Raw genomic sequence first — 22,284 nt, 5'->3', positions numbered from 1 at the left:
TCCGCCTAAGCGCGTGCCCGTGACCGACCAGCCGCTCAGCTTCCAGAGGATGATCCTGACGCTCCACGATTACTGGAGCGACCACGGCTGTCTGATTCTTCAGCCGCACGACCTGGAGATGGGCGCGGGCACCTTCCATCCCGCCACCACGCTGCGCGCGCTCGGGCCGGACACGTGGAACGCCGCGTTCGTCCAGCCCTGCCGCCGCCCCACCGACGGCCGTTACGGCGAAAACCCCAACCGGCTCCAGCATTACTACCAGTATCAGGTCATCCTGAAACCGAGCCCGCCCGATCTTCAGGACCTGTACCTCGGCTCGCTGCGCGCGATCGGGATCGACATGGCGCGCCACGACATCCGCTTCGTCGAGGACGATTGGGAATCACCCACGCTCGGCGCGTGGGGCCTCGGCTGGGAGGTGTGGTGCGACGGGATGGAAGTCACCCAGTTCACCTATTTCCAGCAGATGGGCGGCTACGACATGAAGCCCGTCGCGGGCGAACTGACCTACGGCCTCGAACGTCTCGCGATGTATATCCAGAACAAGGACAGCGTGTACGATCTCGCGTACAACGACGCAGGGGTAACCTACGGCGAGGTATTCCATGAGAACGAGGTCGAGATGTCGACCTGGAATTTCGAGGTCGCCAACACCGACGCGCTGTTCGACCTGTTCCGCAAGCATGTCGCCGAATGCGAAAATTCGCTCGAGGCGAAACTCCCGATCCCCGCCTATGAACAGGCGATCAAGGCCAGCCACGTCTTCAACCTGCTGCAAGCGCGCGGGGTGATATCGGTCGCCGAACGCCAAGCCTATATGGGCCGCGTCCGCGATCTCGCGAAGGGCGCCTGCGCCGCGTGGATGGACAAGCACGCCGACGACTGGACCGCCCGCTTTCCGCACTGGAGCGCGGCATGACCGACTTCCTCCTCGAACTCCGCTCCGAGGAAATTCCCGCGCGGATGCAGGATCGCGCGCGCGACGATCTCGCCAAGCTTTTCACCGCCGAACTCGCCAAGGCAGGGATCGCGACCGGGGCGATCGTCACTTACGCCACCCCCCGTCGCCTGACGCTGATCGCGCGCGACCTGCCGACCGAGACGCAGGCGGTCACCGAGGAAATCAAGGGCCCCAAGGCCAGCGCCCCTCCGCAGGCGCTAGAGGGGTTCCTCCGCAAGACCGGCCTCACCCGCGAACAGTTGACCGAACGCGACGGCATCTTCTTCGCGATCAGCGAAAAGCCCGGTCGCGCCACCGCCGCCGTCCTTGCCGACGCGATTCCCGCGATCATCCGCGCGTTCCCCTGGCCCAAGTCGATGCGCTGGGGCGACGCGTCGGCGAGCACCGAAAGCCTCCGTTGGGTCCGCCCCTTGCACGGCATCGTCGCGCTGTTCGGTGACGAGATCGTTCCCGTCGAGATCGCCGGAATCACCAGCAGTGCCGCGACGCTCGGCCACCGCTTCCACCACCCGGATCAGATCACGATCGGCTCGGCGGGCGACTATGTCGAGAAACTCCGCGCCTGCCACGTCATCGTCGATCAGGACGAACGCCGCTTGGCTGTCCGCACCCGCGCCCACGCGCTCGCCGCCGAAGCCGGCCTCGCGCTGATCGAGGACGAAGGCCTCGTCGCCGAAAACGCCGGGCTCACCGAATGGCCGGTGCCGCTGCTCGGCCGGTTCGACGCCGCCTATCTCGATGTCCCGCCAGAGGTCATCCAGCTCACCGCGCGCGTGAACCAGAAATATTTCGTCTGCCGCGATGCCGACGGGGCGTTGGCCAACGCCTTCATCTGCACCGCCAACATCGACGCCACCGACGGCGGCAGCACGATCGTCGAAGGCAACCGCAAGGTCCTCGCCGCAAGATTGTCCGACGCCAAATTCTTCTACGACACCGATCTCAAGGTGCCGCTCGACGTTCAGGCGGAGAAGCTTGGCCAGATCGTCTTCCACGAAAAGCTCGGCACCGTGGCGGACAAGGTCGACCGCGTCGCCAAGCTGGCAAGGTGGTTGGTCGAAGAGGGAATCGTTAGTTCCTCCCCGGCACGGGGAGGGGGACCAGCGAAGCTGGTGGAGGGGCAGCCAAGCAGCGCCGCGCCCGCGTCTGCCCCTCCACCATCGGCTGCCGCCGACGGTCCCCCTCCCCGTGCCGGGGAGGAATTAGCATTGCTCGCAGACCTCGCCGACCGCGCCGCGCGGCTCGCGAAAGCGGACCTCGTCACCGGCATGGTCGGCGAATTCCCCGAGCTCCAGGGCCTGATGGGCGGCTATTACGCCTTGGCGCAAGGCGAAGACCCCCGCGTCGCCGCCGCGATCCGCGACCATTACAAGCCGGTCGGGCAGGGCGACGACGTCCCCACCGATCCGGTCACGGTCGCGGTGAGCTTGGCAGACAAGCTGGATACGATTTGCTCATTCTTCGGCGTGGAGGAGCTGCCTACGGGCTCGAAAGATCCATTTGCACTGCGCCGGGGAGCAATCGGGATTGCTCGATTAATTCTCGTGAATAACTCCCGTGCAAGTTGGGGTGAAGTCATAAGGCAGGGATGGCTTGGTCATGAGACAACAATGCAGTTGTCGCCCGAGCAAATTGGACGAAGAGCGGTAGCGCTCGTCGTCGTGGATTTTATTGTAGACCGCCTCAAGGTCCAACAACGCGAAGCAGGCGTCCGCCACGATCTGATCGACGCTGTGTTCGCGCTTGGTGGCGAGGACGATCTGGTCCGCCTCCTCGCGCGCGTCCGCGCGCTGCAGGCGTTCATCGGCACCGAGGACGGCACCAACCTCCTCGCCGGCTACAAGCGCGCCGCGAATATTTTGAAGAAAGAAGGGTACGAATCTCCCTCTCCCCTTGTGGGAGAGGGAAGGGGCCCGTCCGCGTCAGCGGATGGGAAGGGTGAGGGGGACGCTGGCGTTGCGACCCTCACCCCCCCTCATCCTTCCGGCCCTGCGGGCCTCCCTCCTTCTCCCACAGGGGGAGAAGGAAAGATTCCGCTGTCCTACACGCCCGAACCGGCAGAGGCTGCGCTGATCGCCGCGCTCGATGCCGCCGAGCCCGCCGCCGCCTCGGCGGTCGGGGTCGAGGATTTCGAGGGCGCGATGGCGGCGCTCGCGACGTTGCGTGCGCCGATCGATGCGTTCTTTGACAGCGTGACCGTCAACGATCCCGACCGGGACAAGCGCGCTGCGCGGCTGGCACTGCTCGCCCGCGTTCGCGATGCGGTGCACGGCGTCGCCGATTTCTCCAAAATCGAGGGCTGAGCGAAAACCGCGCGACGCTCTCCACTTTCTCCACTTCGCCTCCCCGGAAGTCCATTCAGCCAGCAGGGATTGAAAATGACTCAGTATGTGTACCGCTTCGGCGGCGGGGTGTCGGATGGCGGCAAGGGCGACAAGAATCTGCTCGGCGGCAAGGGCGCGAACCTGGCCGAGATGGCCTCGATCGGGCTCCCGGTGCCGCCGGGTTTCACGATCTCGACCGCGATGTGCACGCGCTATTACGAGGAGGGGGAGCGCTTCCCCGATTCGCTCCGCGACGAGGTCGCCACCGGGATCGCGCATATCGAAGGCGTCACCGCCAAGACCTTCGGCGATCCCGCCAACCCGCTCCTCGTCTCGGTCCGCTCGGGCGCGCGCGTGTCGATGCCGGGGATGATGGACACCGTCCTCAACCTCGGGCTCAACGATGCGACGGTCGAGGGGCTCGCGACCGGATCGGGCGACGAGCGCTTCGCGTGGGACAGCTATCGCCGCTTCATCCAGATGTACGCCGATGTCGTCCTCGAACTCGATCACGGCGCGTTCGAGGAAGCGCTCGAGGTCGCCAAGGAAGACAATGGCTATTATCTCGATACCGAGCTGACCGCCGCGGACCTCAAGGCGCTGGTCGGCGAGTATAAGTCGCTCGTCGAGCAGGCATGGGGCAAGCCCTTCCCGCAGGACGTCCACGACCAGCTCTGGGGTGCGGTCGCCGCGGTGTTCGGATCGTGGAACGCCGATCGCGCGAAGGTCTATCGCCGGATCAACGACATTTCGGGTAGCTGGGGCACCGCGGTCAATGTCCAGGCGATGGTGTTCGGCAACATGGGCGATACCTCGGCCACCGGGGTTGCCTTCACCCGCGATCCGTCGACCGGCGACAACGCCTACTACGGGGAATTTCTGATCAACGCGCAAGGCGAAGATGTCGTCGCCGGGATCCGCACCCCGCAATATCTGACGAAGGCCGCGCGCGAGGAAGCCGGTGCCAAACCCGCCTCGATGGAAGAGGCGATGCCAGAGGTTTATGCCCAGCTCGCGGGCGTGTTCGACACCCTCGAACGCCATTACCGCGACATGCAGGACATCGAATTCACGGTCGAAAAGACCCAATTGTGGATGCTCCAGACCCGCACCGGCAAGCGCACCGCCAAGGCCGCGCTCCGCATCGCGGTCGACATGGCGAGCGAGGGGCTGATCACCCGCGAAGAGGCGATCCTCCGCGTCGATCCGATGGCGCTCGACCAATTGCTCCACCCGACGCTCGATCCAGCCGCGGTGCGCGACGTGATCGCCAAGGGGCTGCCCGCGTCACCGGGCGCGGCATCGGGCACCGTGGTGTTCGACGCCGACACCGCGGAGAAGCGCGCCGCGGCGGGTGAGGCGGTGATCCTCGTTCGCACCGAAACCAGCCCCGAGGATATCCACGGGATGCACGCCGCCAAGGGCATCCTCACCGCGCGCGGCGGGATGACCAGCCACGCGGCGGTCGTCGCGCGCGGGATGGGTCGCCCCTGCGTCTCGGGGGCGGGGACGCTGTCGATCGATGCCAAGGCCAAGGTCATGCGCGTCGGCGACCGGTCGGTGAAGGAAGGCGACATGCTCACCATCGACGGGTCGACCGGCGAGGTGATGGCGGGCCAGGTCGCGACCGTGAACCCCGAACTGTCGGGCGATTTCACGACGCTGATGGCATGGGCCGACGGCGTTCGCCGCCTCCGCGTCCGCGCCAACGCCGAAACCCCGCTCGATTGCCGCACCGCGCGCGATTTCGGGGCGGAAGGGGTCGGACTGTGTCGCACCGAACATATGTTTTTCGACGCCGCGCGGATCACCGCGGTCCGCCAGATGATTCTTGCGACCGACGAGGCGGGCCGCCGCGCCGCGCTCGCGAAACTGCTCCCCGAACAGCGCGCCGATTTCGCCGCGATCTTCGCGATCATGACGGGCCTGCCGGTCACGATCCGGCTGCTCGATCCGCCGCTTCACGAATTTCTGCCTCACGCGGAGGCCGATTTCGCCGATGTCGCCACCGCGACCGGTGTCGATATCGACACGTTGAAGCGCCGCGCCGCGGAACTCCATGAATTTAATCCGATGCTGGGCCATCGCGGCTGCCGTCTCGGCGTCACCTATCCCGAGATATACGAAACCCAGGCGCGCGCGATCTTCGAGGCCGCGATCGATGTCGCCGAACAATCGGGCGCCGCGCCGATCCCCGAAGTGATGATCCCGCTCGTCGCCACCAAGCGTGAGCTCGATCTGATGAAGGTCGTCGTCGACAAGGCGGCGCGGGCGGTGTTCGCCGAGCGCGGGCGCGAGATCGACTATCTCGTCGGCACGATGATCGAACTCCCCCGCGCCGCGCTCCGGGCCGGCGCGATTGCGGAGACCGCCGACTTCTTCTCGTTCGGCACCAACGACTTGACCCAGACGACGCTCGGCGTCAGCCGCGACGATGCCGCGCGCTTCCTCGGCACCTATGTCGACCAGGGCATCTACGAACGCGATCCTTTCGTCAGCATTGATGTCGAGGGCGTCGGTGAACTGATCGAGATCGCCGCGCAGCGTGGACGCCAGACCCGCCCCGACATCAAGCTCGGGATCTGCGGCGAACATGGCGGCGACCCTGCCAGCATCGCGTTCTGCGAACAGGTCGGGCTCGATTACGTCAGCGCGTCGCCCTATCGCGTGCCGATCGCACGGCTCGCGGCGGCGCAGGCGGCGCTGCGCAAGGCCTAGCCGAAGTCGAACCAGCCGCGCTTGCGGCCGTCGGTGTAAGCACGGCGGGCGGCGGCGCGGGTGCGCGGCGCGATCGTCTGCGCGGTCACCGGCGCTGCAGTGCGCAGCCGCTCGTTCTCGCGCTCGAGTTCGGCGATCCGGTCGCGCGTGCTAATCGAAGACTGCGATATCCCCAAAATAATCGGAATTATCGCAACTACGTGGCGGTCAACCTTCCCGCTTCTACCTCATTCTGGCCCGCGATCGACGACCAAGATTACCGCGTGATCGCGCGGGCGGTAAGAGTGCGACAGCGCGGGTCAACAAGCCTGGTCGATCCCATAAAGGATGTCAGACTGACCAAGTACGCTGGCGGATGCGTCTCGCCGTCTCCGATCGAATCCAGCTTTCGATCTCACGTACGACCCCCAGCACGAGCGGCGGTGTCGGCTGGGCGACCGGGAGCGATACTGCGGATCACGTCGCTGGAATGGACGGTCGCGCATTGCCCGCCGGGCGTTTTCGTACCACTCCCAGCCGAGGTGCTCGAAGGTTTGCCGCCGCTTGGCGTGATGAGGACATATTGCCGGTTGCCATTGGTGAACATGTACGTGCTTGAGGCACGTTTTGTCTGCACGGTCCTTCGTATCGCCGAAGAGCCAGTCGATCCCGGTGCACTTCCGCGGACCTCTGCGGAGGGGCACCTGGCGGAGACGGAGGGAGCCACACTGCGAAAGTTATCCTATTGATAATGAATGAGAGTATCCAGTTAAAAACATTTCCGTGCCCCCTATCGTGCCCCCGGAATTTACCTCGTAACTCGCTGGCCGATTAGAGATTTCTCTTCTTTCACCTCGCTGCGGCGTTCGGCAAGGCCCGAGTTGCTAACCTTCGATTCAAATCCCTGACACGCGTGGCCAACCCCTCAACTGCGAAGGGCTTTGTAATCATCTTCATGCCGGGGTCGAGGAAGCCTTGGCAATCGTTGTGTTCTCCGCGCTGCCGGTCGACGCGTCGGAGCGAGCCGCGCGGCTGCCACCGCCCGCGCCTCTCTGACCGGGCGGTGCAGGAGTAGCCACCTCGAAGCGAACGAACTACTCTCTCCGGACAGCCGGGTGCCCAGACCCTGACCTTATCCCTCGTCCGGACGGACATGCCGGAAGACATGGCCGATCACCACGGATCCCTCGCCGACCGCCGACGCCACGCGCTTGACCGACCCCGCGCGGACGTCCCCGACGGCGAAGATGCCCGGACGGGAGGTCGCGTACGGCGCATCGCGCTGGCCGCAGTCGATGCCGGTCCGGATGAAGCCCTTACCGTCGAGTTCGACGAGATCTCCCAGCCAGGCGGTGTTGGGCGCGGCGCCGACCATGATGAACAGCGCGCGGCAGTCGAGGGCGGTCGCGGTCCCGCTGGAACGGTCGCGGATAGTCAGGCGCTCGAGACGATCCGTGCCCTCGAGTTCCTCGACCACGCTGTGGTAGTGGATCGTGATCCTCTCGTCCGCCTCGAGCCGAGCGGAGAGGTAGCTGGACATCGACGCGGCGAGCGTCGCCCCCCGAACCACGACGTGCACGTGGTCGGCGTTCCGGCTCAGGTACATCGCCGCCTGCCCCGCGCTGTTGCCCCCGCCGACGACCACGGCTTGGGTGCCCCGGCAGTAACGCGCCTCGATCTCGGTCGCCGCATAATAGGCGCCGTTCCCCTCGAACTGCTCGAGCCGCGGTAGGGGCAGGCGCCGGTACTCGACGCCAGTCGCGACCACGACAGCCTTTGCGCAGACGGACTGCCCGTCGTCGAAGCCGACGCAGAACCCGCCTTCGTCGCGTGCCATGATGCTCGTCGCGCGGAGTGGCATGGCGAAGCGCGTGCCGAATTTCATCGCCTGGACCTCGCCGCGCCAGACCAGGTCTGCGCCCGAGATGCCGGTCGGGAAGCCCATGTAGTTCTCGATGCGGCTCGACGTGCCCGCCTGGCCGCCGATCGCCAGATCCTCGGCCACAAGTCCGCGCAGCCCCTCGGCCCCGGCGTAGACGGCCGCCGCCACCCCGGCCGGTCCGCCGCCCACGATCAGTACCTCGACCTCCTCTTCGGCGTCGATCGTGATGTCCATGCCGAGCAGCGCCGCGACCTTCGCCGGGCTGGGATCCTCGATGACGAGCTGGCGCCCGAAGACCACCGCGGGCGTCGCGGCGGCGATGCCGCACTGCCCCGCCGTCGCCAACGCTTCGTCGCTGCCGAGCGCGAAACTCTGGTAGGCGACGCGGTTGCGCGCCGCGAACTCGGCAACTCGGCGGACGGCCGCGCTCTCGTCCTCTCCGATCAGGCGCAGCGCGCCGTCTCGCTCCTCGACTTGCCGGCGCCGACGCGCCGCGAAGACGCCGATGACGATGTCCGACATCTCGGGAATGCGGCTCATCAGGTTAAGCATCGCCTCGCGATCGACCTCGACGACGCGGGTGTCCTGGGCCGCGCGCATCGGCAGCGTCCAGCGTCCACCCGCGAGGAACGCGATCTCGCCCATGAACTGGCCAGGCCCGAGCGTGCTCGGCAGCCTGCGCCCACCGGTGACCACATCGACCACCTCGACCTCGCCCGCCTCGATCCAGACGAACCGGTCGATGGGGTCGCCTTGATCGGCCAGCATCGCGCCGGCGGGGTAGCTGCGCTCCCGCCCCGCCGCCCGGAGCGTTGCGACGTGGCCCGGGGCCAGGGGTGTCCGCTGCGTCTGACGCAGGTCGAAGGCGATCGTTTCCATGGCGGAAAGACTACTTCATCGGATCGCATGAAGCCAAGGCAGGCCTTTCAGCCCGCGGCCACAGGCGCTCTTGCAAAGGAGGCACGGCGCCGCCGGTCGACGACGAGGCACTTGTCCGGATGATCAATGCGGATAGCCGGAGGCATCGGGTCGGCGGGTGTCTTCACAGGCCGGCGCGCCCACGCGGGCGTGGTGGACAACGCCTCAGGTCGGGCCGACCGCGACAGACGGGACGCGGCGAGGCTAAATTCGCTCCAACGTCGTGAGGTGCTCCCGGACGGTGGTCCAGGTGAGGTCGGGATACCGGGCGTTGTCGAGATCGACGAGGCGGACCAAGCCGCTGAACTGGTCGCGCATGTATTGCATGCCTTGCCAAGGCGGGAACGCCGCGTCGGGCTGAGGCGCGATCAGCTTGGCGATGCGAATCATCGCCCCGAGCGAGCCGAGCGAGCCTGCCCACAACGGCCGGTATCGCTCCCCGGCCACGCCGCTCATTATCACTGCGATTTCGCGCGCGCTGACGCTGTCGCCAGCGATGCGAAGGAAGCGCGGTGTCGTGTCGTCGAGCGCCGCCGCGGCGGTGTAGGACGCGACGTCATCCTTGGTCGTGAAGTCGAGGATCTGGTCGGCATCGTGCCACCAGAGCACGCGTCGAATCCGCCGCTGGATGATCGGCATCTCGGCACCCAGCATGTCGAGAAATGCGCCGTTGAGGATCGAGGTCGCGCTGATCGACGCCGCGTCGACCCGCGCCATGAACTCGCGACGCAGGTCGAAATTGCGGTTGCGGCCTGGAGGCGTCTTCGTGAAGTCGGCCGCATAGTCCGAAGGGATGAAGCGCGGCACATCGGCCAGCACTGCTGCCTCCAGCAGCACAGTCTGACGGTCGATCATCACCGACCGGACGCCGTTGAGCGCAGAGACGACGCATGCCGCGCCGGCGCAGACCTCGGCCATCGCCCTGACGTCGGCGGGATCGGCCTCGACGAGCGTCGCGCCCGAGGACTCGATCCGCTGACCTTCGTCGGCCTCCAGGCCCGGACGAACCAGCGCGCGCACGCTCGCTCCTCGCTCGACAAGGGCCTTGGCGATCCGTCCGCCAAGGTCGCCGCCGGCGCCGGCAACTGCGATGATGGATGTGTCGGGCATGCTCAAGCGTCCTTGTCTCTGCCACCAGCCGGTTCGAGGAAGCGGATGATCCGGTCCGCCGTCCAGTCCGGGCGATCCGCGGCGAAGGCATGGCCGGCCAGCAGGACCTTGTCGTGCTCCACGTTGGCGAAAACCAGCTCTACCCCGCCCAGGGTCTGTTCCTGCGGAATGCCGAGCCCGGCGTTCAGAACGAGGACCGGCATCGTCAGCTTCTGGTCGAACGTCGCGCGGTTGGCCTTTCCGTCGTCGAGCATCGCCGCATAGTGCCGGAAGCCCGCGCGCATGCTGTCCGGATTGCCGTAGGTGCGCAGAAACTCCTCTCGATCCTCGTGAGTGATGCCCTTCAGGGGCGAGAACATCTTCCAGTTATTGCCCAGATACTCCGCCTCGTGGCCTTCGGTCAGCATCGTGGCGAGATCGACCTGCGCATGGAAACCGAAATGCCAGTAGCCGCCGGTCGCCGGGTTCATCAATTCTTCCAGCCCGAATCCCGGGATCAGCGATTCCGCCAGCACCAGACGCCTGATTTCGGTTGGGTGATGCAGCGCCCAAGCCACCGCCACCATCATGCCGATATCTGTACCGACCAAGTCGATAGTTTCGAACCCGAGTTCGCGCACGATGGCGCGGATGTCGTCAGCGACGTTCTTCTTATCGTAGCCCTTCGAGGGCCTGTCAGAATCGCCCAGCCCGCGTAGATCCGGCGCGATGACCGTAAAGCCTGCATCGGCGACGGCCGGCATAATCCCGCGCCATTCGCGCCAGGTGAGCGGCCAGCCGTGGAGGAGGACGATCGCCGGACCGGCACCGCCCGATACGTAGTGGATGCGCGCCCCGTTCACGTCGGCGAAGCGGTGGGCGAAGCCGTCGAGATCGGCGGCGGCACCATCGACCGGCACCGTGGACGCCGAGGCGGCGCTGCTCATCGAAGGAACTCCATGGTGCATGCGATGTGACAGGGGGACGTAGGGCCCGTGTGCATGGACGGGCTCATGCCTGCCGCGCCGCGAAATTCTCGCCAATCAGCGAAGGTGCGGGCGTGTAGGTATCCAACCACTCCATGATCTCCGACATACGGCTCTTCGCAGCTTCGGCATCCCTGTTCGTCGCCGTGTTCTGCAGCTCGCCGAAGATCGACTGGACGTTGGTCGGCGTCGCGCCCGCTTGGATCAGGCGCTGAAGCGCCGCGTCGTTGATCGCGCTCGTCCATGATCCGGAGGCGTCCACGGCGACGAACACGTGGTAGCCGGCCGCGATCAGCGACAGTGCGGGATAGACGAGACAGAAGTCGGTCGTGATGCCCGACAGGATGATCTTGCGGCGCGCCGTCGCCTCGACCGCGGCGGCGAAGCGGGGGTCGTCCATGGCGTTGAGAATGCCCGTCCGATTGACGATGTCGACCTCCGGGAAGGCATCGGTGATGCCCTTCAGCAGCCCGCCCGACGGGCCGTCCGCGCCGCCGCCGGTGGTGGTCAGCACGACCGGCAGGCCGAACATCCGGGCCAGCCTGGCGAGGCCCTCGATGTTCGCCTTGAGCACGGTCAGGTCGATCGACTGAACGCCGAGCGTCAGCGTCGTCTGGTTGTCGATGAACAGGACGGCAGCGTTGTCGGGGGTCAGCTGCTCCAGATAGTCGGCTTGCGTGGTCATGACCTTCTCCTTGTGTGCTGAGACGAGCGATCGGCGGCAGCCGAGCCGCTGCACGCGGCATCACGCTTTGTTGGCCGGCAGATGCCGGGCGACCTCACTCGGCGCGTGCGTGCGCGCTCCCCCCATCGGGTGCCGCAACCGGTGCAAGCGGGTTGGGGCCGGGCAGATTGTCCATGCCGTATCGGCGATACTGTTCGTCACTCATGTTCGGCGGCGGCGTCGCGCCCTTCGGCGGTATCGTGCGAGTCGGCGCCGGCATCGCACATTCCATCACCGCCAACTCCAGCCCGGCCGGCGTGTAGCCGTTCAGAAACACCGCGGTTTCGCTGTCGACGCGAAAGGCATGACGCGTGTTGCGCGGCACCCAAACGAATTCGCCGGCGCGCCCCACTTTGATCTCCTCACCGACGAGGAAGGTGATCTCGCCTTCGAGCATGAAGAAATGCTCATCGGACCATGTGTGCTTGTGTGGAGGGGCACCTGAACCCTTAGGCAGCGTCTCGTGCATCAGCGAGTAGCGACCGCCAGTGTCCTCGCCTTTGACGAGGACAACCCACAGAATGTCGAGCCACCAATAGGCCGGCGCGGCATCGACGTTATGGACGAACGGCATCGAGCCGGGAACGGCAGGGATGTCGGGGGTCGCTGGATCAGTCATGGCGGTTCGCCGACGAATGGCCGCGCGGGGTGAGCGGGTCGGGCTCGTCGAGCCAGATAAGGCCGTAGCGGGCGAGCAGGTCGTCGGGCATCTGCGGCTTGCCGAGAGGCGGCGCCTCCGCCGGTGGCAGCACACGCTCGCTGGTACGCTTGCCGAGTTCGGCGAGCATCGCCTCCATGCTGGCGGGCGTGTAGCCGTTGAGGATGCGGGCGGTGTCGCTGTCGACACGGAACGCGTGGCGGGTGTTGCGGGCAATGTTGATGAACGCCCCCTTGCCTGCCGTCCTGATCTCGTCCCCCATCAGGAAGGTGATGGTGCCGTCGAGGATGTAGAAGGTCTCGTCGGACCACATATGTCTGTGCGGGGGCGGGCCGGCGTCCTTGGGCATCAACTGCTCCATCATCGACCAGCGGCCGCCCGTGTCCTCGCGGTCGGCGAGCATCGTCCACAGGATGCCCTGCAGCCAGTAGGCGGGTGCATCGTCCGCGTGACGAATGAAGCTGGCGTCGCCGGAGATGGGGGACAGGTCGGGATGGTCGGGCATGCTTTCTCTCCTGCCGGTGCGGCCGCGCCCGGTCGGCGCGGCCGGAGTGTGTCATCAGGCGTGGGCGGCGATCGGAAGCGAGCGCGCGATGAAGTCCGCGAACCGCTCGAACCGCAGGTCGGGGTAGCGGTCGTTCTGGAGATCAGTCAGCGCGGTCTGGCCGTTGGTCATGTAGAGCAGGTAGGCGAGCATGACCTTCTTCTCGGATGAGGCGTTCGCCATCGCCGCGCGCAGATCGGTTTCCGATCCCATCGACATGGGCCTGATCGGGCGGTCGGTGATGCGTGCCACGATTTCGCCGGCCTGGCGGAAGGAGATGCGCTCGCCGGCGAACGCGAATTTGCCCGGTTTCACGTCGCGGTCGAGCGCGACCCGTGCGATCATGCGCGCGGTGTCCTCGACGCTGGTCACCTCGATGGGAAGCTCGCCATCGCCGAAGAAGCTGATCGTGCCCGCGTCAGCATCGATCGCGCCGTGGCCCGGCAGGAACATGTCCATGAACGCACCCTGGAGAATATTGACCTGTTCGAGGCCGATCTCGGCGATCTGCGCATCGGCCTGCGCGCGCATGTCGAACATCGCATGTTCGCCGGGCGTCGCCTTGAATAGGTCGAGTGCATAGTCGGACGGCAACATCCGGCGCACACCATTGGCCTTGCCCGCCTTGGCCAGCGCAACCTGACCGTCGAGGATCACCTCGGGCCCACCTTGGACCGACGAGACGATGACGTCGACGCCGCGCGTCGCGCGGTCGAGCGAAGCTGCGTCATTTAGATCGCCCTCGATCAGCTCTGCGCCGCTGTCCACGAGCGGCTTGAGCACCTCCGTTTTGCTGACGGAGCCACGGACGAGCATTCGAACACGAGCCTTGGGCAAGGCCAGCAGATGATGCGCGATGCGGCTGCCCAGCATGCCGGTGGCGCCCGCGAGGAGAATGGTGTCGGTCATTTGAAACGATCCTTGATTGATGAACGTCAATGTGGTCGTTTCCGTCAGGCTGATTAGTGGCCAATGCTTGGACACCCTGTTCCAGCTGTGGAACGACGCCGATGTTCGACCTGTTGAACCTGAGGGCCTTCGCCCGCATCGCCGAACTCGGGAGCATCTCGGGCGCGGCACGTGCGCTCAAGATGCCCAAGTCGTCGGTGAGCCGGGCGCTGGTGCGGCTCGAGGAGTCGATTGGCGCCGTGCTGGTCGAGCGCTCGACACGCCACCTACGCCTCACCGAGGCAGGCATCCTCCTCCAGCGTCACGCGCGGCGTATCCTCGATGATGTCGGCGAGGCGGAGAATGCGATCGGCGGGCTGGTGGGACATCCGCAAGGCGACTTGCGGGTGAGCGTGCCCTTCACCTTCGCCGCCGGCCCCCTCGCCGCCTCGCTGCCCGGCTTCCTGGCTCGCTATCCGGACGTGCGCGTGCTGCTGTCGATCGACAATCGGATCGTCGATTTGCTCGATGAGGAGATCGACGTCGCCATCCGCATCGGGCCGCTGCCGGACTCAGAGCTGATCGCACGCCGCATCACGTCGTTCGCGCTGTGGCCCTGTGCCAGCCCAACTTATCTCGACCGACATCCAGCCATCACCGCGCCCGCTCATCTCGCGAAGCACACCCTCATCGGTCACCGTGCAGCGAAGGAAACCTGGCCGTTCCGTTCGTCCAGAGGCGCACAGCGCGACGTCAAGATCGAGACCCGCACCGTCGCGCCCGAGCCCGACGTGGTTCGGACAATGCTGCTCGGCGGGGCCGGCATCGGTATACTGCCCGACTTCCATGCGGCCGAGGCGATCGCCTCCGGAGCGCTGGTTCGGGTGCTATCCGACCATGACCACCGGTCGGTCGACGTACACGCGCTGTATCCTAGCCACCGCAGCCTGTCGGCGAAGGTCCGCGTGTTCATCGACACCCTGGTCGATGACCTCAAGACGCCACGGCGTTAGAGATCCGAGCACCCAGAGTCGCAGTCTTGCGACCTTGGTCGGATCGAGCGTGATCAGCCGAAAACCCTTTTTGTTGCGATAGCGATGCACCGACCGCACGGCCTTGCGGAAGCAATGCGGACGATGCGTCTCGAAGTGGACCACGCGGATCACCACATGCCTCGTCGAACGGAGGTCCCACATGTCCGACTACCACAAGACCGAGGACGCCATCGCCGCCCTGACGCCGGAGCAGTTCCGGATCACCCAGGGGAACGGCACCGAGCGTCCCGGAACCGGCGCACTCCTGCGCAACAAGGAGGCGGGTATCTACGTGGACGTCGTGTCTGGCGAGCCGCTGTTCGCAAGCGCCGACAAATACGAATCCGGCTGCGGCTGGCCGAGCTTCACCAAGCCCATCGAATCCGCCAACGTGAAGGCGAGGCGCGACTGGTCGATGCTGATCCCGCGGACCGAAGTCCGTTCGGCGCATGGCGACAGCCATCTGGGGCATGTCTTCAAGGACGGCCCACGCGACCGCGGGGGCCTGCGCTACTGCATCAACTCGGCATCGCTGCGGTTCGTGCCGCGCGGGAACATGGCCAAGCAGGGGTATGGCGCGTATCTCGATCAGATCGAGGAGGTCTCCGTCTCGGCCACGACCGAGCGAGCGGTGCTCGCCGGCGGCTGCTTCTGGGGAATGCAGGAGCTGATCCGCAGGCTTCCGGGAGTCGTCTCCACACGGGTCGGCTATTCGGGCGGCACCAATGCGAACGCGACCTACCGCAACCACGGCACCCATGCCGAGGCGATCGAGATCGTGTTCGATCCCGCACGCACCGACTTCCGCGCGCTGCTCGAGTTCTTCTTCCAGATCCACGACCCGACGACGCGCGACCGGCAAGGCAACGATCGGGGCGCCAGCTATCGCTCCGCGATCTTCTACACGGACGAAGCGCAGAGGCTGGTCGCCGAGGACACGATCGCCGACCTCGAGGCGTCGGGCCTGTGGCCGGGCAAGGTCGTCACCGAGCTGTCCCCGGTGGGCGACTTCTGGGAGGCGGAGGCGGAGCATCAGGACTATCTCGAGCGCAAGCCGAACGGCTACACCTGCCACTTCGTGCGGCCGAAATGGAAGCTGCCGCGTCGCGTCGAGGCGGCGTGAGGGGCACCAGACAATGTGGCCGGGCAGCGCCTCCGCCTGGCTAGGCTCGGCCGATGACGGCCACCAGCGGGTCGCCCGCCCGACCATTCGCGAGCACGTCGACCAGGACCTCGGCGAACCCAGCCCGCTCCAGATAGAGCCGAACGAGCGCGGCGTGTCCTGCGGTATCGAGCGACCGCCAGATCGCGACAGCCTTGGTCGGGAAGCAGCGGTTCGAGAAGCTGACGACGAACGGAGCGTCCGCCTTCAGCACGCGGCGAACCTCGGCGAACACCGCGACCGGCTGCTGCAGGTACTGCGCGCCGACGCAGCACAGCGCCGCATCGAAAGTCCCGTCTTCTAGCGGCAGCACGGTGTCGCGGTTCAGGTTCTGCACGAACCACCGGTCGAGCCGAGAATTGGCCGCGAGTTCATCGGCGTTCATGCCGTGCCCGACGACCTCGGCATACGCGCGGTCGGGCGGCAGGTGGCTGACCCAGCTCGACATCAGGTCAAGGACGCGAGCGCCGTCCGGGATCATGTCCCGATAGCTTGCGGTCAGCGCGGCGACCGCGCCATCGTCGATGTGCGTGACGAGCCGTGGCGGCGCGTAGAAGGCGAGGTCGTCGCCCGCATCCTGCTTGGCGAACGCGCCGGGGGGTAGCTCGGGCAGCGAGTTTTCAGTCACACATCGCTCCTAGCACCGAACGGTTCTGCGCTCGAGCCGAGCAGTGTTCCAAGTGTTGTCGGACGGAAACCGCGGGCATCCACCCCGACGTCGAATTGGCGCTGCCTCGGCTTGAGCCTGCCATGATTGTGGCCATGCAGGTTGATCGAGCGGCGGTGCTGGCCGTTCCAGCTCCTGAACGGATAGTGGCAGAGCACCAGCGAAACCCCGTCCACCGTCAGCTCGGCATAGTCCTGCACGCTCACCCAGCCCGCGGCGTCGCCCGTCGCCGGATCGTCGTTGTTGCCGCGCACGAGGTGCTTGATCCCGTTCAGCCGCGCGAGCAACGGCGCCACGTCCGACGATCGGCGCGCGACGTCGCCGAGGTGCCAGACATCGTCGTCAGGGCCCACTGCCTCGTTCCAGCGCGCGAGGAGCGCCTCGTCCATTTCGGCGACGCTGGCGAATGGGCGACGCTGGATGTTGATCGTCCGGTGATCGCCGAAATGCTTGTCTGCGGTGAAGAACAGCGTCATCGCGGCAACTCACAGCATCTCGAGCGGGCCCCGGCCCTGTGGCCGAGGAAAGGCATCGTCGAGCGCGGCGAGGTCGGCGTCCGAGAGGATCAGGTCGGCGGCGGCGCGGTTCTCGCGCACGTGCGCCGCAGTGCCGGCCTTCGGGATCGCGATCACGCCGTCCCGCCGCAGGGTCCAGGCCAGCGCGACTTGCGCGGGTGTCGCGCCGACCGCCTCCGCCACGCGGGCGAGCGCAAGGTCGGCGAGCAGCCTGCCCTGCTCGACCGGGCTGTAGGCCATCGCCGGCATGGCATGGTCCTCCAGCCACGGCAGCAGGTCGTGCTCCGGCCCGCGGCGGGTGAGGTTGTAGAGGATCTGGTCGGTCACGCAGTCGCGGCCACCGGCGCCGACGAGTTCGATCATGTCGTCGGGGTCGAGGTTGCTGACGCCCCAGTGGCGGATCTTGCCCGCCGACCTAAGCGCCTCCATTGCCTCGACCGTCTCCGCGAGCGGTACCGATCCGCGCCAATGTAGCAGGTACAGGTCAAGCCGATCGGTGCCGAGCCGCCTGAGACTCGCCTCGCAGGCGACTGCCAGCCGCTTGCGCGATGCGTTCTGCGGATATGCCTTGCTGACGAGGAACAGCTCGTCCCGCACGTCACCGAGCGCCTCGCCGATCAGCGTCTCCGCCGCGCCGTCACCATACATCTCCGCAGTGTCGATGAGCGTCATGCCGAGCTCGACGCCAAGACGCAGCGCCGAGGTCTCGGCGGGGCGGAGATCGGGGCGCTCGCCCATCATCCACGTGCCCTGGCCCATGGCCGGCACGACCTCCCCACATTTCAGCTCAACGGTCCTCATTGACACCTCGCATGTACAGCTGAGGCTAACGGACCAAGGGCGCACGGCCGCTACTCCATGCCGCAGGAGGAGGAGCTCGCCGACGCCAAGCGGCCCGACCTACGCGTGCATGGCACAGGCTTCGACGCGCCGGTGCCGATCGAAATAAAATTGGCGGAGCGCTGGACCGGACCGAGGCTGGTGGAGCGGCTCGAAAATCAGCTCTGCGGTGACTACCTCCGCGACGTCCGCTCCGGGCGCGGCGTCATGCTGCTCTACCATCGAAAGGCCGACCGACACTGGTCGATGCCGGACGGGACCAAGGCGATGACGCTCGACGAACTAGTCGCCGCGCTACGACGCCACTGGTCGGCTATCTCGCAGCGTTACCCGGGTGTCGAGGAGATAGAGGTCATTGGCATCGACCTGACCCGCCGGACGGCATCCAAGTGAATATCGCCTAGCGTGCCACTATAGTGCCGGGACCCTGTGTTATTCCTAATAACTCGGTTTACCTCACAAAGGCTCAGGCGACGTTCTGACCGAAGTTACTTCCTGGTCCTCGCACACGTGTTCAGGGAGCTCGGAACGGGGGTCAGCCAGCCAGATGGAGATCCGCCCCGTCGTAGGATCGTAGTCGAGCCTGGTCGGTTCCACCTCCTTGCCGGCAATCGTCAGCCGCACATTGATGCCGAGCTGAAGCCCTTCGAAGGCGTTTCGCACGATGACGCTGGAGCCCGTGTACGCGTTCGGTGGCATCTCGCCGAATAGGCGCTGCAAGTCCGGCAAATCCATTCTCCCCTACAATGCTTAGATCATCGGGCCTGCAGTCCACGCGACCCTTGTCTCCGACTAGTGGGTCGCACCCGCTACCGTTTAAACACCTCAGGGTAGCCAGCATGCCGTGTCAATGCCGCTGACCAAGGGGAAGCGAAGCTCCCTCAGAGCGCGGCACCGATGTCGACTTGATGTCTATCGCGGGGCGGCGGGACGACTGAGATCGCAAAGCAGTGCTCGGCGCTCCTCGACTAGAGCGATGCGATCTACTCGTCCTCGGGGCTTGGCGCCGGCTAGATCCCTCACGCGCGAAGCCATGCATGTCGATCAGCGGGGCCATGGGCAAGTGATCCGCCCGGCCGAAGGGACATCCACGCCGGAGGCCTGCAACGCATTGAAGAGCGCGGCACCCGCCACCGTCATTTTGCCAGACGGCACAATCAGGACGCCAGCGTCGTACAGCGATGCCACCATCCCGCGACCGATCCCGACATTAAGATGAGCGGCATCCACCGAGATCGCTGCACCGATGAGCCTGGCGCCCGCAACCGGAGGATCATACGGGTCCGCCTTCCCGGCAAAGAACTCATACATCGCGATGGGAACGCCATCCTTGGTCGCGTAGGCGATCCATCTCTCGTCGTAGAGCAGCGGATAGGTCGCATCGTCCGCTCCGTCGATGTGGCCGACCTGTTGAAGCCGAACCTCGACGTCGCGCTTCCCATGCACGAACAGCGCGACCAGCGGGCCCGGAAGATCGCGAAGGAAGGCGAATCTCTCCTCGCCCTGCAGGTCGTCGGCGTACCGGTCCTCGATGTTGGCCTTCCACATTCCAGTTCCTACCCGATCACGTGTTGCTCCACCCTACCCTAGACCGCGGTTCGCCTTAAGCGCGGATGGGCAACTCGACCTCAGGCAGAAGGACAAAGGCTCCACCCAGTACCTGGTTGAGCTGATCGCGAGGCTTCAGGCGCTCGGGACCCAGCCGATGCTTGACGCCTGGGCTTACGCAGCGATGATCTGAGGCGCGAACATCAAGCTGACGCTAGCGCGTCAGGCAGAGCGCTGGGTCAGAGCACCCCCGCCGACACCGGCCCGGGGTGGAAGCCGACCTGCTCGCAAGAGTACACGTGCAGAGACACGCATTCGATCGCTGCAACCCCCGCGCGGGTGAGCGGCAGCGCCTCCTCCGCCAGCATGCTCTCGCGTCCCACGATGGCGAGCATGATCCCCTCTGCTGGTCGGCCGGTCAGCAGCTCGTAAAGCGCCACTTTGCGCTCGACCAGTTGTCCGTAGGCGGATCCGTCCTGAAAAGCCTTCCTGAAATAGTGCACATCGACGAGCAAGTCGGGCTTGCCCTCGCGCGGTCGCAGGCCGTCGAGAATGAGCCGGCCCTTCCCCGAGGCGAACTCCACGTTGCGCTCGAAATAGGTGCCCATGTCCTTTTCCAGCTTGGAGATGGCCACTTGGTAGAGCGCGAAGTACAGGACTTCGAACCGTCGCGGCGCGGACTTGACGGCCGTCCCCGCATCCGGCTGATCCTCGGTCTCGACGACCTTCGGCATGTGCTGTGTGGTGCCGGTGACCAGTTGCTCCAGCTCCACGAGCCGCCGGTGGATCTCGGTGAGCTCGGCGGCCTTCAGCCTTTCCTTGTATTGCCGCAGCGCCGTGCGGTCGATGACGTCGGCATGGGCCATCGAATGGTGCTTGCGGCAAAGCAATATTAGGTTCTCGAGCCGGTTGTTCTCGCGATCGTGGTCGATGTGATGTATTTCGAGATACGTGTGCTCGCCACAGCCGGCGACGGCGCACCTGTGGCCAGCCTCCACCAGCACGTCCCGACGCAGCGCCGCCGGGATCGCCGGCCTGTCTTGGTTGTAAGGCTGGTTCGCCAATTCCGCTCCTTTGCGTCCTGTCACTTGGCTGCAACGGTCTCGCCCTGCGGCCGCTCCAGCGCTACTCCGTCCGATCGCCGAGCGCGAGAGCTTGAAAGCGGAAGGGGCGCGCGCCAATGATCATGGACGAGACGGAATTATGCTTCGGCGAGCTCGCCTACGAGAACCGGCTCGTGGCGTTCTTCGATATCCTTGGTTGGAAGGGCGAAATAGCCGCCGCCGGCAGCGACCCCCGACGCATCGCGAGGCTGGCGGCGGCAGTCCGAATGTTTAGCGCCAACGCCGCCACTGTCGGAGACGCGGGCGCCCGTTTGACGACCTTTTCCGACAACGTCGTGTTCAGCAAGCCATTCGCCGAGGGCGACGTGCCGTGGCTGCTGCAGGGTCTGGCGACCACCCAGCTCGGGCTCGCTGTGCAGGGGTTCTGGATGCGGGGCGCGGTGACGGTCGGGCTGCTCCATCACGACGAGTACATCGTCTTCGGTCCTGCGCTTAACCGCGCTCACCACCTCGAGAGCAGGGTGGCACGCTACCCCCGCATTCTCCTCGACCAGCAGGTTCTCGCCGCCACGGCGGGGACCGACTTCATCGAAGTCGGTGAAGAGTCGTTCATCGATCCCTTTACCCCGCGATTCTGGGACCGGGTCCAGGCTGAGAACCCCATTGCGCAACAGACGCTGGACCGCTTCAACGAGCTTTCCGGCATGAAAATCCCCGCCGAACCTGCGCGCGTGTCGGGAGGAACAGCGCTCGCCTCCGTCGCGAACCGGCTCAGTGCCGAGCTGACTTCCATTGAAGACCCAGCGGCTTGGGAAAAGCTGGCCTGGCTATTTGACCGGGTGGTGCGGTCGCTTGGAGGCCGAGCCGTCGCAAACGACCTACCGAAGTCAGCGAGGTTGAAGGCGGCACTTGGGGTATGACGCGCCGTTCTGGCCACCCGAACCGTGGTCTCGCCCCATTATCGGCACCTGATCGAAGCTGGCCATATCGGCGCTCTCTTGCGACGCCCGTGTAACAGGCCAATGGTTCTTTTCGTGGCGGGCGATTGCCTCGAAGAACCGTCCGAGATTATTCTTCCTCGGGAAGGCTGAAGGGTCGCCAAGACCTCAAGCTCCTGGAGCAGCCAATGAACTTCTCAGGCAAGACCAATCGTCAAATCGACCAGTGGATCTCTAACCATGAAGAACACTGTGCAACCGGCGCACCGCTGTACCTGGCCCTCCTCGAGGAGCGCGTGAGGCGGGCACAGGCGACTCAGAAGCTCAGTTTCGAACGATCGCTCGATCACCTGAGGCGGGTCGCGACTGAACAGCGCTGCACGACTTACGGCGCTCTCGCCGCCGCGAGCGGTGTAGAATGGTCTTCGGCTCGTCACCAGATGAGTGGCGCTCATGGCCATCTCGACCGTCTGCTCGACATCTGCCACGTCAAGCGCCTGCCGCTCTTAACTGCGATCTGCGTGAATCAGAGTGGCGCCGCGAAAGGTGAGCTCGGCGAGGAAGCACTAGAAGGGTTCGCCAATGGCGCCAGACGCCTCGGCATCAGTGTGGGTGATCCGCTGGCGTTCCACCACCAGTGCCGCGATGCCTGCTGGGCATGGGGCCGCGAGCAGCAGGACGCATGCGCGGCCGTCTAGGCCGATATGCAAGCAGTCGCGGCTTCCGGTGGCTTAGCCCTAACCTACGACCATCTACGCGTAGACCAAAGCTCCCTTAATTGGGTCTCGCACTTCGAAGCGGCGCAGTCGCGATTCACCACCCGGGCAAGTGCAGTCCGGGACGAG

General features: G+C 65.8%; 22 protein-coding genes. 8 read left to right on the top strand and 14 right to left on the bottom strand.

Features of this window, described 5'->3' with window-relative positions:
• The first annotated feature begins 49 nt into the window (after positions 1–49).
• The 3 genes from EAH84_RS00775 (at position 50) to ppdK (ending at position 6,003) form a co-directional block, all read left to right on the top strand.
• Positions 50–919, top strand: coding sequence for a glycine--tRNA ligase subunit alpha (locus EAH84_RS00775; protein WP_140867252.1), 870 nt, complete (start codon positions 50–52; stop codon positions 917–919).
• Positions 916–3,264 (top strand): glycine--tRNA ligase subunit beta, encoded by a 2,349-nt coding sequence (gene glyS / locus EAH84_RS00770; RefSeq protein ID WP_140866234.1) that lies wholly within the window; start codon positions 916–918, stop codon positions 3,262–3,264. Before EAH84_RS00775 ends, glyS begins: the two co-directional genes overlap by 4 nt.
• Positions 3,265–3,339: 75 nt before the next feature.
• Entirely contained in the window at positions 3,340–6,003 is a 2,664-nt protein-coding gene (ppdK, locus tag EAH84_RS00765; protein WP_140866232.1) for a pyruvate, phosphate dikinase, read from the top strand.
• On the opposite strand, the gene EAH84_RS16030 is transcribed toward ppdK, so the two are convergent.
• From EAH84_RS16030 to EAH84_RS00725, 8 genes are all read right to left on the bottom strand, one after another.
• On the bottom strand, positions 6,000–6,179 hold the full coding sequence (locus tag EAH84_RS16030; RefSeq protein ID WP_140866229.1) for a hypothetical protein: 180 nt from the start codon (positions 6,177–6,179) through the stop codon (positions 6,000–6,002). The genes ppdK and EAH84_RS16030 overlap by 4 nt on opposite strands.
• Before the next feature lie 935 nt (positions 6,180–7,114).
• Complete coding sequence (locus EAH84_RS00755) at positions 7,115–8,743, bottom strand: FAD-dependent oxidoreductase (protein WP_140866226.1); 1,629 nt, start codon at positions 8,741–8,743, stop codon at positions 7,115–7,117.
• A 243-nt stretch (positions 8,744–8,986) separates the two neighbouring features.
• Positions 8,987–9,892, bottom strand: a complete 906-nt coding sequence (locus EAH84_RS00750; protein WP_140867249.1) for an NmrA family NAD(P)-binding protein — start codon at positions 9,890–9,892, stop codon at positions 8,987–8,989.
• A gap of 2 nt (positions 9,893–9,894) precedes the next feature.
• Positions 9,895–10,818: an alpha/beta fold hydrolase gene (locus EAH84_RS00745; protein ID WP_161978307.1), complete on the bottom strand. Its 924-nt coding sequence runs from the start codon at positions 10,816–10,818 to the stop codon at positions 9,895–9,897.
• Positions 10,819–10,882: 64 nt separating this feature from the next.
• Positions 10,883–11,542, bottom strand: a complete 660-nt coding sequence (locus EAH84_RS00740) for an isochorismatase family protein (protein ID WP_140866220.1) — start codon at positions 11,540–11,542, stop codon at positions 10,883–10,885.
• Between the two features lie 94 nt (positions 11,543–11,636).
• Positions 11,637–12,155 carry a cupin domain-containing protein gene (locus EAH84_RS00735; RefSeq protein ID WP_161978306.1) on the bottom strand — a complete coding sequence of 173 codons (519 nt, stop codon included), beginning with the start codon at positions 12,153–12,155 and terminating at the stop codon, positions 11,637–11,639.
• Between the two features lie 37 nt (positions 12,156–12,192).
• On the bottom strand, positions 12,193–12,744 hold the full coding sequence (locus EAH84_RS00730) for a quercetin 2,3-dioxygenase (protein ID WP_140866214.1): 552 nt from the start codon (positions 12,742–12,744) through the stop codon (positions 12,193–12,195).
• A 54-nt stretch (positions 12,745–12,798) separates the two neighbouring features.
• Positions 12,799–13,692 carry an NmrA family NAD(P)-binding protein gene (locus EAH84_RS00725; RefSeq protein ID WP_161978305.1) on the bottom strand — a complete coding sequence of 298 codons (894 nt, stop codon included), beginning with the start codon at positions 13,690–13,692 and terminating at the stop codon, positions 12,799–12,801.
• 101 nt (positions 13,693–13,793) lie between these two features.
• Between EAH84_RS00725 and EAH84_RS00720 the strand changes: the two genes are divergently transcribed.
• Positions 13,794–14,684 (top strand): LysR family transcriptional regulator, encoded by an 891-nt coding sequence (locus EAH84_RS00720; protein ID WP_140866208.1) that lies wholly within the window; start codon positions 13,794–13,796, stop codon positions 14,682–14,684.
• A gap of 181 nt (positions 14,685–14,865) precedes the next feature.
• Entirely contained in the window at positions 14,866–15,828 is a 963-nt protein-coding gene (locus EAH84_RS00715; RefSeq protein ID WP_140866205.1) for a bifunctional methionine sulfoxide reductase B/A protein, read from the top strand.
• 40 nt (positions 15,829–15,868) lie between these two features.
• On the opposite strand, the gene EAH84_RS00710 is transcribed toward EAH84_RS00715, so the two are convergent.
• Genes EAH84_RS00710 through EAH84_RS00700 form a run of 3 tightly spaced genes read right to left on the bottom strand, consistent with a single transcriptional unit; the run spans position 15,869 to position 17,850 of the window.
• Entirely contained in the window at positions 15,869–16,495 is a 627-nt protein-coding gene (locus EAH84_RS00710) for a class I SAM-dependent methyltransferase (RefSeq protein WP_140866202.1), read from the bottom strand.
• Entirely contained in the window at positions 16,492–17,010 is a 519-nt protein-coding gene (locus EAH84_RS00705) for a metallophosphoesterase family protein (protein WP_140866199.1), read from the bottom strand. Before EAH84_RS00705 ends, EAH84_RS00710 begins: the two co-directional genes overlap by 4 nt.
• A 9-nt stretch (positions 17,011–17,019) precedes the next feature.
• A complete protein-coding gene (locus EAH84_RS00700; RefSeq protein ID WP_140866196.1) occupies positions 17,020–17,850 on the bottom strand; it encodes an aldo/keto reductase in 831 nt (276 codons plus the stop codon).
• Positions 17,851–17,907: 57 nt separating this feature from the next.
• On the opposite strand from EAH84_RS00700, the gene EAH84_RS00695 reads away from it, so the two are divergent.
• Positions 17,908–18,282 (top strand): DUF1134 domain-containing protein, encoded by a 375-nt coding sequence (locus EAH84_RS00695; protein ID WP_140866193.1) that lies wholly within the window; start codon positions 17,908–17,910, stop codon positions 18,280–18,282.
• 63 nt (positions 18,283–18,345) lie between these two features.
• Here the strand turns inward: EAH84_RS00695 and EAH84_RS00690 are convergent, their stop codons facing one another.
• The 3 genes from EAH84_RS00690 to EAH84_RS00680 form a co-directional block, all read right to left on the bottom strand.
• Entirely contained in the window at positions 18,346–18,624 is a 279-nt protein-coding gene (locus EAH84_RS00690) for a hypothetical protein (protein ID WP_140866191.1), read from the bottom strand.
• 309 nt (positions 18,625–18,933) lie between these two features.
• Entirely contained in the window at positions 18,934–19,437 is a 504-nt protein-coding gene (locus tag EAH84_RS00685; protein ID WP_140866188.1) for a hypothetical protein, read from the bottom strand.
• Between the two features lie 239 nt (positions 19,438–19,676).
• The gene (locus EAH84_RS00680; RefSeq protein ID WP_161978303.1) at positions 19,677–20,501 is read right to left on the bottom strand and encodes an HNH endonuclease signature motif containing protein; all 825 of its coding nucleotides are present in this window, start codon (positions 20,499–20,501) and stop codon (positions 19,677–19,679) included.
• A gap of 116 nt (positions 20,502–20,617) precedes the next feature.
• Between EAH84_RS00680 and EAH84_RS00675 the strand changes: the two genes are divergently transcribed.
• Together EAH84_RS00675 and EAH84_RS00670 are read left to right on the top strand one after the other, a co-directional pair.
• The gene (locus tag EAH84_RS00675; protein WP_140866183.1) at positions 20,618–21,421 is read left to right on the top strand and encodes a hypothetical protein; all 804 of its coding nucleotides are present in this window, start codon (positions 20,618–20,620) and stop codon (positions 21,419–21,421) included.
• 206 nt (positions 21,422–21,627) lie between these two features.
• Complete coding sequence (locus EAH84_RS00670) at positions 21,628–22,137, top strand: hypothetical protein (RefSeq protein ID WP_140866180.1); 510 nt, start codon at positions 21,628–21,630, stop codon at positions 22,135–22,137.
• Positions 22,138–22,284: the final 147 nt, after the last annotated feature.

The organism is Sphingomonas oligophenolica (genome assembly GCF_006438955.1).
Lineage (GTDB): Bacteria > Pseudomonadota > Alphaproteobacteria > Sphingomonadales > Sphingomonadaceae > Sphingomonas > Sphingomonas oligophenolica_A.
This window is presented reverse-complemented; position numbering and strand designations above follow the sequence as displayed.

Excerpts from the sequence above, each read along its gene's own strand:
- EAH84_RS00715 (WP_140866205.1), top strand. The coding sequence starts at position 14,866 with ATGTCCGACTACCACAAGACCGAGGACGCCATCGCCGCCCTGACGCCG.
- EAH84_RS00670 (WP_140866180.1), top strand. The coding sequence starts at position 21,628 with ATGAACTTCTCAGGCAAGACCAATCGTCAAATCGACCAGTGGATCTCT.
- ppdK (WP_140866232.1), top strand. The coding sequence starts at position 3,340 with ATGACTCAGTATGTGTACCGCTTCGGCGGCGGGGTGTCGGATGGCGGC.
- EAH84_RS00725 (WP_161978305.1), bottom strand. The coding sequence starts at position 13,692 with ATGACCGACACCATTCTCCTCGCGGGCGCCACCGGCATGCTGGGCAGC.
- EAH84_RS00745 (WP_161978307.1), bottom strand. The coding sequence starts at position 10,818 with ATGAGCAGCGCCGCCTCGGCGTCCACGGTGCCGGTCGATGGTGCCGCC.
- EAH84_RS00685 (WP_140866188.1), bottom strand. The coding sequence starts at position 19,437 with ATGTGGAAGGCCAACATCGAGGACCGGTACGCCGACGACCTGCAGGGC.
- EAH84_RS00690 (WP_140866191.1), bottom strand. The coding sequence starts at position 18,624 with ATGGATTTGCCGGACTTGCAGCGCCTATTCGGCGAGATGCCACCGAAC.
- EAH84_RS00730 (WP_140866214.1), bottom strand. The coding sequence starts at position 12,744 with ATGCCCGACCATCCCGACCTGTCCCCCATCTCCGGCGACGCCAGCTTC.
- EAH84_RS00675 (WP_140866183.1), top strand. The coding sequence starts at position 20,618 with ATGATCATGGACGAGACGGAATTATGCTTCGGCGAGCTCGCCTACGAG.
- EAH84_RS00700 (WP_140866196.1), bottom strand. The coding sequence starts at position 17,850 with ATGAGGACCGTTGAGCTGAAATGTGGGGAGGTCGTGCCGGCCATGGGC.
- glyS (WP_140866234.1), top strand. The coding sequence starts at position 916 with ATGACCGACTTCCTCCTCGAACTCCGCTCCGAGGAAATTCCCGCGCGG.
- EAH84_RS00705 (WP_140866199.1), bottom strand. The coding sequence starts at position 17,010 with ATGACGCTGTTCTTCACCGCAGACAAGCATTTCGGCGATCACCGGACG.
- EAH84_RS00775 (WP_140867252.1), top strand. The coding sequence starts at position 50 with ATGATCCTGACGCTCCACGATTACTGGAGCGACCACGGCTGTCTGATT.
- EAH84_RS00735 (WP_161978306.1), bottom strand. The coding sequence starts at position 12,155 with ATGCCGTTCGTCCATAACGTCGATGCCGCGCCGGCCTATTGGTGGCTC.
- EAH84_RS00720 (WP_140866208.1), top strand. The coding sequence starts at position 13,794 with ATGTTCGACCTGTTGAACCTGAGGGCCTTCGCCCGCATCGCCGAACTC.
- EAH84_RS00695 (WP_140866193.1), top strand. The coding sequence starts at position 17,908 with ATGCCGCAGGAGGAGGAGCTCGCCGACGCCAAGCGGCCCGACCTACGC.
- EAH84_RS00755 (WP_140866226.1), bottom strand. The coding sequence starts at position 8,743 with ATGGAAACGATCGCCTTCGACCTGCGTCAGACGCAGCGGACACCCCTG.
- EAH84_RS00750 (WP_140867249.1), bottom strand. The coding sequence starts at position 9,892 with ATGCCCGACACATCCATCATCGCAGTTGCCGGCGCCGGCGGCGACCTT.
- EAH84_RS00740 (WP_140866220.1), bottom strand. The coding sequence starts at position 11,542 with ATGACCACGCAAGCCGACTATCTGGAGCAGCTGACCCCCGACAACGCT.